Source organism: Xanthomonas sp. DAR 35659, assembly GCF_041242975.1.
Classification (GTDB): domain Bacteria; phylum Pseudomonadota; class Gammaproteobacteria; order Xanthomonadales; family Xanthomonadaceae; genus Xanthomonas_A; species Xanthomonas_A medicagonis.
In genome coordinates, this window is the sequence record NZ_CP162488.1 from 4,500,229 (window position 1) to 4,510,026 (window position 9,798).

The window sequence follows — 9,798 nt, forward strand, 5'->3', positions numbered from 1 at the left end:
CTCGGAGCCGGACCTGGGCGCACGCAACCATTGCGGCGCGGCGCGAGCGCGACACCGCGCGATCCGGCGTGGCCGACGGCGCACCACACCGCCAGCCGCGCCCACCGACGCGGTAGAATCGGCGCCCCCTTGTTTCTCGCGGTAGAGATGACGGCTTGCGCCCACCCCGGCGCGTTGCCGCCAGGATCGCGATGCATCGGCCGCCCGCGATGGCGGCGGCCGTGCATGCCGACCGCCCGGCAGCGCCGCCGCCCTGCGACCGACCCCAGCGTCGGCCGCCGCCGCAAGCCCCCACGACATTGGTCTAGACCAAATTGCCGGCACCGCCAGGCGGTCGTGATCCGCTCCGCCACGCCCTCGCATCCGCGCGCCAGGCCCCGCCGATGAGCGCGCACCAGATGTACGGCATGACCGTGGCGCCGGCCGCGGCGGACTGGCCGCCGCTGCGCGCCGACGAAGTGGATGCGCTGTTGCGGCGCATGGCCTTGCCCGATGCCGTGCGCGCGCTGCGCTGGCACAGCCCGCGCCCGTTCTCCGCCGCGGCCGAGGTCGACAGCGCGGTCGGCCCCCTGTTCGTCAAGCGCCATCACCGGCGCCTGCGCGACGCGCGCACGCTGGGCGAGGAGCATCGCTTCATCGAGCACCTGCGCGCGCGCGACGTGCCGGTGCCGGCGCTGCTGCGCACGCCCGATGGCGCCAGCGCGGTGGAGATCGGCGATTGGACCTACGAAGTGCAGCGCGCCGCCGCGGGCGAGGACCTCTACCGCGACACCGCCTCATGGCTGCCATTCGCGAGCAGCGTGCACGCGCATGCCGCCGGCCATGCCCTCGCCCGCCTGCACCGCGCCGCCGCCGGCTACGTCGCGGCGCCGCGCAGCACCGCGCTGCTGGTCGCCAACCTGCGCCTGTTCGGCAGCGCCGATCCGCTGCAGGCGCTGGACCAGGACCTGCGCGCGCGGCCGGCGCTGGCGGCGTGGCTGCAGCGGCGCGACTGGCGCGGCGACCTGCGCCGGCACCTGCTGCCCTGGCACGCGCGCGCCTGGCCGCTGCTGCAGGCGCCGCCGCCGGCGCTGTGGACGCATGGCGACTGGCACGCCTCCAATCTTTTGTGGCGCGGCGACGGCGCGGCCAGCGAGGTCAGCGCGGTATTCGATTTCGGCCTCGCCGACCGCAACTTCGCGCTGTTCGACCTGGCCACCGCGATCGAGCGCAACCTGGTGCCGTGGCTGGACCTGGACGCCGGCGGCCGCGCCGCGGCCGATCTGGACCAGCTCGACGCGCTGCTGCGCGGCTACGCGCGGGCACTGCCGCTGGAGGCGGCGCAGCTGCGCCTGCTGGCGGCGCTGCTGCCGATCGTGCATGCCGACTTCGCGCTCAGCGAGATCGACTATTTCGCCGGCATCACCGGCTCCGACGCCAACGCCGACATCGCCTATCGCCGCTATCTGCTCGGCCATGCCGACTGGTTCGGCGGCGAGGAAGGCCAACGCCTGCTGCGGCACCTGCAGCGGCATGCGCAGGCGGCGCGATGAGCGCGCTGCCGACGCAGGCCAGCCGGTCGCGCACGGCACGCCGCTGGCGCGCTGCCGCCCCTCCCCTCGCAGCAACGCTGCCATTCGCGCGCAGCGCCATCCGCGTTTCCCATTCCGATTCACGCCCAGAGGCCTCCATGTCCCGACCCTCCCCCACGCTCGCGCCGCTCGCCCTGGCGTTGGCCTTCGCCGCCACCGCCCCGCACGCCCGCGCCACCGCTGCGGAGACGCAGACCCCGGTCGACCTGGACGCGGTCAACGTGCAGGCCGAGCAGTCGCGCAACCGCTCCGACCTGGGCGGCTACGGCGATGCCGCGTTGCTGGACACGCCGGCGTCGATCGCGGTGATCGACCGCGCGCAACTGGACGATCGCCAGGTGCGCGTGCTCAGCGAAGTGCTGCGCGCCGACGCCTCGGTCGGCGACAGCTATGCGCCGATCGGCTACTACGAGAACTTCGTGGTGCGCGGCTATTCGCTCAACGCCGCCAACAGCTACCGCATCAACGGCCTGAGCATCGCCGGCGAGCAGAGCGTGGCGCTGGAGAACAAGCAACAGGTGCAGGTGCTCAAGGGCCTGTCCGGACTGCAATCCGGCCTCACCGAGCCGGCCGGCGTCGTCGACTACATCACCAAGCGCCCGCAACAGGTGCGCACGCTGGTGCTCGGCACCGACGACGACGGCGGCCGCTACGCCGCCGCGGACCTGGGCGGCTGGTTCGGCGGCGACCGCCGGTTCGGGCTGCGCGTCAACGCCGCGCACGAGGACATCCGCAGCTACGTCGACCATGCCGACGGCCACCGCAACTTCCTGTCGCTGGCCGCGGACTGGAACATCGACCCGCGCTCGACGCTGCAACTGGACGTGGAATACCAGGACCGCCAGCAGCGCTCGGTGCCCGGCTACCAACTGCTCGGCGGCACCCAGCTGCCCGGCGACGTCTCGGTGCACCGGCTGCTGGCCTACCAGCCGTGGTCCAGGCCGGTCGGCATCGACGCGCTCAACGCGCAACTGCGCTATCGCTATCGCTTCAACGATGCGTGGAGCGCGCAACTGGCGGCGTCGCACAGCCGCGCGGTGATCGACGACTACTCCAGCTTCGCCTGGGGTTGCTATGGCGCGGCCAGTTGCGCGAGCGATGCGATTCCCAACTACTTCAGCCGCGAAGGCGACTACGACATCTACGACTACCGCAGCCCCGACGACACGCGCCGCAACGACCAGGCCCAGGCCACCGTGTCCGGCGCCTTCGCCACCGGCGCGCTGCAGCACCAGCTCATGCTCGGCGTGGACTACCTGCAACGCACCATCGACCGCCACGGCTCGATCAACGAAATGATCGGCAGCGGCAACATCGACGCCGACCCGCCGGTCTTCGCCCAGGCCGATGCCGCACTGGATCCCAAGCGGCGGCGCCTGGACAGCACGCAGAGCGCCTTGCTGGTCAGCGACCGCATCGGCATCGGCGAGGCCTGGCAGCTCTTGCTGGGCGCGCGCCAGGTGCGCTACGACGAGCGCGCCTGGGACCGCGACGGCGCGCTGACCCGGCGCACGCGGCGCTCCGACCTGCTGCCGCAGGCGGCGCTGCTGTTCAAACCGCAGGACACGCTGTCGCTGTACGCCAGCTTCGCCAAGGGCCTGTCGCCGGGCGGCACCGCGTCGTGGTTCGCCAGCAACGCCGACCAGATCCTCGCCCCGACCAGTGCGTACCAGAGCGAAGCCGGGGTGAAGTACGAGTACCGCGGCCTGTCAGTGGGCGCGGCGCTGTTCGACATCCGCCAGGCCTACCAGTACGCGCAGCCGCAGGCCGACGGCAGCTTTCTGTACCTGCAGCAGGGTCGCCTGCACAACCGCGGCATCGAACTGTCGGCCGACGGCGCGGTCGGCGAGCGCCTGCACCTGCAGGCCAGCGTCGCCGGCATCCGCGCGCGCGCCGAGGACACCGGCACGCCGGCCTACGAGCGCCATCAGGCGCTGAACGTGCCGCGGTTGCGCGCCAGCGCGCAGGCCAGTTGGGACGTCCCCGGCATCGCCGGCCTGGCGCTGCTGGGCGGCGCGCAGTACAGCGGCGCCAAGTACGCCGACCGCGGCGGCCGCGTCGCCGTCGGCGGCTACACCGTCTACAACCTCGGTGCGCGCTACGCCACGCGCCTGGGCACGGTGCCGACCACGCTGCGGTTGAGCGTGGACAACGTGGCGGACAAGCGCTACTGGCGCGACGTCGGCGACTACCAGGGCGACGACTATTTGTTCCTGGGTGCGCCGCGGACTGCGCGGCTGGCGCTGCAGTTCGATTTTTGAGGGGCGGGGAATGGGGAATCGGGAGTGGGGATTCGTAAAAGCAGGGCAGCGGCGCAGCGATGACCTTGTAGGAGCGGCTTCAGCCGCGACGCTTTACCGTTAGGGTGTCACGTCCGAAGCCGCTCCTGACAGAAGCGCGACACATGCATTCTCTGCGTTTCCTGATCGCTGATTCGCCATTGCCCCGACTCTCCAACCCGCCCACCCGAACCTCTCGCCATGCTTCCCGCCGATGTGGGAACGGCTTCGGCCGCGACGCTTCGACCGTAGAGCGTCGCGGCTGAAGCCGCTCCTACAGAAGAGCGCGATGCGGTGCGCTCGCGCACCATCCCAATCCCGAATCCCCACTCTCCAATCCCGGCCTCCCACCCATGTCCCCCCTCGAACTTTTCGCCGTGCTGGTCAACGTGTTGGGCGTGTGGCTGACCGCGCGGCGGGTGCGCTGGTGCTGGCCGGTCAATGTCGTCGCGGTGCTGCTCTACGCCTGGCTGTTCTATCAGTGGAAGCTCTACTCCGACATGCTGCTGCAGGTCGTCTACGTGGTCCTGCAGGTCTACGGGTGGTGGCGCTGGAGCCAGGGCCGGCTGGACGATGGCAGGGTTCACGTCGGCCCGTTGCCGCGGCGCGAGGGCGCGCTGTCGCTGCTGGCCGGCGCCGCCGGCGCGGCGTTGCTGGGCTGGGCGATGCACTGCTGCACAGACGCCGCGCTGCCGTGGCTGGACGCGGCCTTGTCCGCCTTCAGCCTGGTCGCCAGTTTCTGGGCGGCGCGCAAGCGCATCGCCAACTGGGGTCTGTGGATTGTGCTCGACTGCGTCTACGTCGGCGTGTTCGTCTACAAGGGCCTGTATCCCACCGCGGCGCTGTACGCCGGCTTCGTGGTGCTGGCGGTGTACGGCCTGCGCCTGTGGCAGGCCGATCTGCGCCGCACCGGCCTGGCCGCGTCACGATGAGCGCGCAGCGTGCGCACGTCGGCGGGTGTCGTCAGTGCTGGCGATATACGGCCCACGCCTGTGACGAGCCGACCTGCGCCGCGCCGATCTGCCGACGCGCCGCGATGAGCACGCGCATGCTCGTGCGCGACGTCGCGTTCGGTGGCGCTGCGGGATGCGTGCCGAGACCAATCCCTTGAAAGCCGATCCAGGCCATTCGCGAATGTCGACACGGCCGACGCGCCATGGCCGCAATGGCGCTCCCTGGCGGCGCCCGCCTGTCGCCGCGCCGCCGCGCGCCATGCATAGTGGGCGCCGCGACCACCTTCGGCGCGCCGCCCGCGCAAGCGCATGACCAGCCCGCTCCACGCCGCCACCAGTTTCGGCCAGCGCATCGTCGATGCATTGCTGGCGCGCATCGCCGCCGGCGAATGGAGCGCGGACCAGCGGCTGCCGGTGGAACGCGAGCTGTCCGCGCTGTTCGGCTGCACTCGCATCACCTTGCGCGAGGCGCTGCAGCAACTGGAATCGGAAGGCCACATCTACCGCGAGAACCGCCGCGGCTGGTTCGTCAGCGCGCCACGCGTGCGCCACGACCCCACCAGCATCGCCGGCTTCATGCAGTACGTGGCCGCGCAAGGCGGACGGCCACGCACCGAACTGCTGAGCGCGCGCCGCCAGCCGGCCGGCGCGCTGCTGGCGCGCCATTTGGAACTGGACGATCCCACAGCCGAGGTGTTCGTGTTGCAGCGCCGGCGCTGGATCGGCCGCCGCGCGGTGCTGCTGGAGACCAACGCGATCCTCGCGGCATGGGCGCCGAGCCTGCTCGATCACGACCTGGCCGGCTCGCTCAGCGCGGTGCTCGGCCAGCGCCTGGGACTGCGCCAGGCGCGCAGCCGGCTGTCGATGTATCCGGCCACACTCGACGCCAAGCAGGCCGCGCTGCTGCAATCCACCGCCGGCACGCCGTGCTTCCGGCTGCAGCGGGTGAGCTACGCCGCCGACGGCCGCGCGGTGGAGTTCGACATCGAGTCCTGGCGCCACGATGTGCTGGAGGTGACGGTGGAGGTGCAGGCGCCGCCGGAGTGAGGCGGGCGACTGTCGGGCACCTCTAGTAATCTGCGTTCGCCATCGTCAAGTCAGATGCAGTTTGTCCTGTAGGAGCGGCTTTAGCCGCGACAGGCACCTTCGGCGAGTGCCTGTCGCGGCTAAAGCCGCTCCTACAGAACACTTCCCGAGGTTGTCAGAGGTGCCCTGTCATCGCTGGTGCGCGACGCATCGGCTCAAGGCGGCTTGCCCGAGGCCAGTCACCGCTCGAAGCAGCGGATTCGGCGGTTCGATTCCGCCCACCTCCACCAAACACAAGAATGACGGACGCCAACCCTCGGCGACCTGGATAGCTCGCTTGGGTCACTGCCGACAGCGCCGCACTCGCCTCACCACCAGAACCACAGCGGAAGGCTGCCCTTGCCGATGGAGTAATCCCCTTGCCCGGCCGGAATGCCGGCGATGCCGTGCCGCAGCGCCGGCAGCCAGGCGGCACCCAACGTGAGCGCGGCCGGATCTAGGTCCGGCGGGAACCACCACTGCTGCTCGGCCGCAGTCAGGGTCAGCCGCAGTTTCTGCGGGGCGACCCAGGCGGCGCGGCCCTGCTTGTTGTTCGGCACGGCGAGGTCGGCCTTGCCCGGCGCCGTGATCGCGATGGTGCGGGTACCGGCCCCGTCCGCGGCCAGGGCATCGAACAGCGCCAGGAGCGACCGACGTCCCGCCGGGTCGGCCGTGAGATGCCACCCCGGGTAGTTCCCTGCGTTCTCGGTATAGCGCCAGACGGAAACGCGGCCGGCCTGCTTCCAAAGGTTGGCGGTTTGCATCTGGCGTTGCGGGCGCGCGCTACGCGTCGAACAAGGCGCGCTGCGGGTCCGGCGGCGGCAATCCGGCGTACAGGCGCTGCAGTTCCTCGCGGCGCGCGCGCAGCGGATCGTGCATCAGGAAGCCGGCCAGGCGCGCGTGCCAGGCCGGCCAGCGCGTGGCCAGGGCGTCCATGTCGCCGTCGGCGGCCTGGCCCTCGCCGCTGCGCGCCACGTAGGCGGTCTCGCACAGCACGTTGCGCCAGCCCAGTCCGGCCATGCGCAAGGACAGGTCGGTCAGCGCCGCGTACCAGGAGCCGTAGCTGCTCGCGTCCAGGCCGCCGGCGCGCTGCCGCGCGGTGCCGCGCAAGGCCACCGCGTGGCACACCGCCGCCGGCAGTTCCGGATGCTCCGGGGCCAGCGCCGCGCAGGCGCGGGCCAGGCGCTCGCCGTCGTCGGGCAGCGGGTTGATCTCGCCCAGCCGCGGCCAGGCGCAGGCTTCGCCGGCGTTGCTCCACGGCGTGGCGCTGGCGATGGCGGCATCGCGCGCCAGGCAGGCCTGCAGATGCTGCAGCCACCCCGGCAACGGCTGCGCATCGGCCGCCAGCACCACCACGTCGGCATCGGCACAGGCGCGCAGCATTTCGTCCAGGTGCGCCACCTCGCCGAGCATGCGCGGGCGCCGCGTGTAGTCGGCCTGCAGCCGCGTCCGCGCCAGCCACGCCTCGACCACGCGCTGGCCGCGCGGGCCAGCCTGGGCGTCGTCGGCCAGCCACACGCGGGTCCCGGGCGGGGTGTGCGCGTCCAGTGCGCCCAGGCACGCGTCCAGCGCGACGTCGTCGACGCCGACCGGCAGCAGCACGATGGGCAGGGCCATCGGTACTTACTTCTTGCCCGGCGCCGGCAACGGCTCCATTGCCTTGAACTTCTGCCCGTACTCGTCGGTGAGATTGCGCGCTTCCTGCGGGTTGCGCACGATGGTCGGGGTCAGCAGCACGATCACTTCGTTGCGGTTGCTCTGTTGCGATTTCTGGCCGAACAACGCGCCGACCACGGGCAGCTTGCTCAGGAACGGAACGCCACTGCTGCCATCGGTGGTGCGGTCGCTGATCAGGCCCGCCAGCATGATGGTATCGCCGCTCTGCACAGCCGCCTCGGTCTTGACCCTGCGCGTGTTGATATCGACATTGCAGGCCGACGTGTTGACCACGGGCGTGGTGCTGTTGCACGCCGCCGGCCGGTCGCTTGGCGTACTGACTTCCTGCACGATGTCCAGGAACACCATGCCGTCCTTGGTCACCCGCGGCCGCACCTTGAGGATCACGCCGGTGTCGAGGTACTGCACCGAGGAATAGCTGCTGTCGGTGCCGATGCCGGTGTTGATCGACGTCGAATTGATCGGAATACGGGTGCCCACGTTGAGCGTCGCCTCGGCGTTGTTGCGCACGAACACCGATGGCGTCTGCAGCAACTTGACGTCGGTGACCTCATCCAGCGCGGTGATCACCGCCGCCGCGTTCTTGCCGAGGAACGTCCAGCCCAGACCGGTGGTGTTAGTGATCTTGCCGGCTATGTCGCCCCAGATATTGCGGCCAAGCGCGCTGGGCAGGTTCGCTCCGCCACCGACGCCGATGTTGTTGGCGTCGCTTGCCGCATTCACGGCCTGCTCGAAGTACCAATTGACGCCATAGCGCAAATTGCCCGTCAGGCTCACCTCGGCCACCTGCGCCTCGATGTGCACCTGCATCGGCATCACGTCGAGCTTCTCGACCACGTCGCGGATCGAGCGCCACGATTGCGGCGTGGCGCGCACCAGCAGGGTGTTGGTTTCCTCCACGGCGGACACGCCGACCTTGTCGCCCTGCACTTCCAGGGTCACGCTGCCGTTGCCGGGGGTGCGCTGCGACAGTTGCAGGCTGCCGTTGCCGAGGCCGCCGGAGGAAGAACTGCTGCTGCCCGAGGAGAGGCTGTCGCTGCTGCCGCCGCCGAAGCTGCCGTTGCTACCACTGCCGCTGCCACTGCCGCCCAGGCCGCTGTCGCTGCCGCCATAGCCGCCGCCGTTCAATTGGCTCATCTGCGAGCCCGGCATCAGCGAGGCGTTGGAGTCGCCGCGGTTGCCGCCGCCGGCGCCGAACACCTCGGCCAGGCGGTCGGCCAGGTCCTTGGCCTTGATGTACTTCAGTTCGTAGGAGAACAGCCGGCTGCCGCCGCCGGCGCTGTCGATGCGGTCCAGCCAGTCCTGGATCTGGTCCAGGTAGCGCGCCTGCGGGGTGATCACCAGCACCGCATTGGCGTTCTCCAGCGGCATGAAGCGGAACATGCCGGCGCTGGGGGTCTTGCTGTTCTCGCCGAACACCTTCTCCAGGTCGGCGGCGACCTGCTCGGCCTTGCCCGACTGGATCGGGAACACGCCCACCGACATGCCCGCCAGCCAGTCCACGTCGAAGATCTGCACGGTGCGCAGGTAGTTTTCGAGTTCGGCGCGGGTACCGCCGAGGGTGATGACGTTGCGCGAACCGTCGATGCCGACGATCGCGTTGGGCCGCGCGTACGGCTCCAGCACCTTCTTCATTTCGCTGGCGGAGATGAACTTCAGCGGCACCACCCGCACCTCGAAGCCGCGCGCGCTGGCCGGCGAGGCGGTGCTCGGCGCCACCGTGCCGGCCAGGGCCTGGTCGGCGGGCACGATGTTGTAGCGGCCGCCGCTGTAGACCATGCGCGCGTTGTTCCAGCCCAACACCATCTCCAGCAGGTTCAGCGCCTGCGCCGGTGACACCGGCTTGGGCGTGGCCAGGGTCACCGTGCCCTGCACGCCGGGCGCGATCACGTAGTTCTGCCCGAGCATGTCGCCGAGGATCGCCTTGACCACCGCGTGCACCGATTCGCCTTCGAAATTGAAGGTGGCGCTGCCGCTGCTGGCGTTGCCCAGCGACGGCGCCGGCGCGGCGGCGGCGCCGGAATTGATCATGGTGCCGCTGCCGCGGCGGATCACCGGCGTGGCGCGCTCGGGCAGGTCGTCGGGATCGGCGCTGCCGGACGCGCCGCCGGTGGCGCCGCTGGTGCTGCCGGCGGCGCCGACCGCGGGATTGATCGCCGCGCCGCGGCGGACTTCCGGCGAGGGCGTGGTGGCGCAGCCGGCCACCAGGCCGATCGCGAGGAACAGGGAAAACAAGCGCGGCGTCATGCGATC

7 protein-coding genes are annotated in these 9,798 nt (G+C 70.8%); 4 read left to right on the forward strand and 3 right to left on the reverse strand.

From position 1 onward, the window contains the following. The first annotated feature begins 383 nt into the window (after positions 1-383). The 4 genes from AB3X07_RS19020 (at position 384) to AB3X07_RS19035 (ending at position 5,850) form a co-directional block, all read left to right on the forward strand. Complete coding sequence (locus AB3X07_RS19020) at positions 384-1,532, forward strand: phosphotransferase enzyme family protein (protein WP_369940322.1); 1,149 nt, start codon at positions 384-386, stop codon at positions 1,530-1,532. 137 nt (positions 1,533-1,669) lie between these two features. Further along, positions 1,670-3,832: a TonB-dependent siderophore receptor gene (locus AB3X07_RS19025; protein WP_369940323.1), complete on the forward strand. Its 2,163-nt coding sequence runs from the start codon at positions 1,670-1,672 to the stop codon at positions 3,830-3,832. A gap of 371 nt (positions 3,833-4,203) precedes the next feature. Further along, a complete protein-coding gene (gene pnuC, locus AB3X07_RS19030; protein ID WP_369940325.1) occupies positions 4,204-4,782 on the forward strand; it encodes a nicotinamide riboside transporter PnuC in 579 nt (192 codons plus the stop codon). Between the two features lie 330 nt (positions 4,783-5,112). Continuing rightward, positions 5,113-5,850, forward strand: a complete 738-nt coding sequence (locus AB3X07_RS19035; protein WP_369940326.1) for a UTRA domain-containing protein — start codon at positions 5,113-5,115, stop codon at positions 5,848-5,850. A gap of 347 nt (positions 5,851-6,197) precedes the next feature. Here AB3X07_RS19035 and AB3X07_RS19040 read toward each other — a convergent pair whose 3' ends face one another. The 3 genes from AB3X07_RS19040 to gspD are packed head-to-tail and all read right to left on the reverse strand — an operon-like array spanning position 6,198 to position 9,792. Continuing rightward, a complete protein-coding gene (locus tag AB3X07_RS19040) occupies positions 6,198-6,632 on the reverse strand; it encodes a hypothetical protein (protein ID WP_369940327.1) in 435 nt (144 codons plus the stop codon). Between the two features lie 19 nt (positions 6,633-6,651). Then, complete coding sequence (locus tag AB3X07_RS19045) at positions 6,652-7,485, reverse strand: glycosyltransferase family 2 protein (protein WP_369940329.1); 834 nt, start codon at positions 7,483-7,485, stop codon at positions 6,652-6,654. A 6-nt stretch (positions 7,486-7,491) separates the two neighbouring features. Beyond that, positions 7,492-9,792, reverse strand: a complete 2,301-nt coding sequence (gspD, locus tag AB3X07_RS19050; protein WP_369940330.1) for a type II secretion system secretin GspD — start codon at positions 9,790-9,792, stop codon at positions 7,492-7,494. Positions 9,793-9,798 lie beyond the last annotated feature (6 nt).